Genomic DNA, 1,554 nt, shown 5'->3' on the forward strand with positions numbered 1-1,554 from the left:
GTAATCAGAAGCTTCTCGTGGTTGACAACGTCTAAAACGTTGATTCCGTTAGCTTCAACTACAGTAACTCCAGGAATGTTGCGAGCAGATAAAGCTACTGCTTCGTTAGCATCTGCAGTTACGATTAAAGCTTTTTTCTCAACAGATAATCCTTTAAGGATAGCTGCCATTTCTTTTGTTTTAGCCGTATCAAGAGTAAGATCTTCAAGTACGATGATGTTGTTGTCGTTTACTTTAGAAGACAATACTGATTTGATTGCCAAGCGGCGAACTTTTTTAGGTAATTTATAAGAATAGCTGCGTGGTGTTGGGCCGAATACGACACCACCTCCGCGCCATTGCGGTGAACGGATAGAACCTTGACGGGCACGTCCAGTACCTTTTTGACGCCATGGTTTACGACCTCCGCCGCGTACTTCAGAACGATTTTTTACTTTGTGAGATCCTTGACGTAAGGAAGCTCTTTGCATAAGAATAGCGTCGAATACAACACTTTCATTTGGCTCAATTCCAAATACAGAAGCGTTTAATTCGATGTCACCAGCAGTAGAACCGTTTTGGTTGTATAATGCTACTTTTGGCATGATCAATTTCCTCCTTTCCTAAGAGAGTTATTTAGATTTAACAGCACTTTTAACAGTGATTAAAGATTTTCTCGCACCAGGTACGTTACCTTTGATCAAAAGAAGATTGCGTTCCGCATCAACTTTTACGACTTCAAGGTTTTGAACAGTGATCTGCTCTCCGCCCATACGTCCAGGTAATAATTTACCTTTGAATACACGGTTAGGATCTACAGGTCCCATTGAACCAGGACGACGGTGGTAGCGTGAACCGTGAGACATAGGTCCGCGAGATTGTCCGTGGCGCTTGATCGCACCTTGGAAACCTTTACCTTTAGATACTCCTGTTACATCTACAATTTCTCCAGCAGAGAAAATTTCAACCTTGACTTCCTGACCAACTTCATACGCATCCATTTCCACTCCGCGTAATTCTTTTACGAAGCGCTTAGGAGCAGTTTCCGCTTTAGCAACGTGTCCTTGTTCAGGTTTGTTAGAAAGCTTTTCGCGCTTGTCGTCAAAACCAAGCTGGATTGCTTCGTAGCCGTCGTTTTCAGCTGTTTTCTTTTGGAGAACAACGTTCGGAGCAGCTTCAATAACAGTTACCGGAATAAGATCACCGTTTTCTGCGAATACTTGCGTCATACCAATTTTTCTTCCTAAGATTCCTTTGGTCATTCGTCACACCTCCTATTAAGATCATTCTATATTTTAGAATTAAAGTTTAATTTCGATATCGACACCAGATGGTAAGTCTAATCGCATGAGCGCATCAACAGTTTGTGGTGTTGGGTTCACAATGTCGATTAAACGTTTATGTGTACGCATTTCAAATTGCTCACGAGAATCTTTGTATTTGTGCACCGCACGAAGGATTGTGTAAACTGATTTTTCAGTTGGCAACGGAATCGGACCAGATACGCTGGCACCAGAACGTTTTGCCGTTTCAACAATCTTCTCTGCAGATTGATCAAGGATTCTATGATCATAT

Annotated in this window: 3 protein-coding genes; all 3 read right to left on the bottom strand. The window is 42.0% G+C overall.

The genetic code is table 11. The features are described from left to right. Positions 1-584: 50S ribosomal protein L4 (gene rplD, locus CJU60_RS20465; RefSeq protein WP_095714788.1), on the bottom strand; the 584-nt coding region annotated here is incomplete at its 3' end. 27 nt (positions 585-611) lie between these two features. Continuing rightward, positions 612-1,241 (bottom strand): 50S ribosomal protein L3, encoded by a 630-nt coding sequence (gene rplC / locus CJU60_RS20470; protein WP_059291697.1) that lies wholly within the window; start codon positions 1,239-1,241, stop codon positions 612-614. Positions 1,242-1,280: 39 nt separating this feature from the next. Next, the coding region (gene rpsJ / locus CJU60_RS20475; protein ID WP_095346084.1) for a 30S ribosomal protein S10 at positions 1,281-1,554 on the bottom strand (274 nt) is incomplete at its 5' end.

Origin of the sequence: Bacillus sp. 7705b (assembly GCF_002289525.1) — a bacterium.
Classification (GTDB): domain Bacteria; phylum Bacillota; class Bacilli; order Bacillales; family Bacillaceae; genus Bacillus; species Bacillus halotolerans.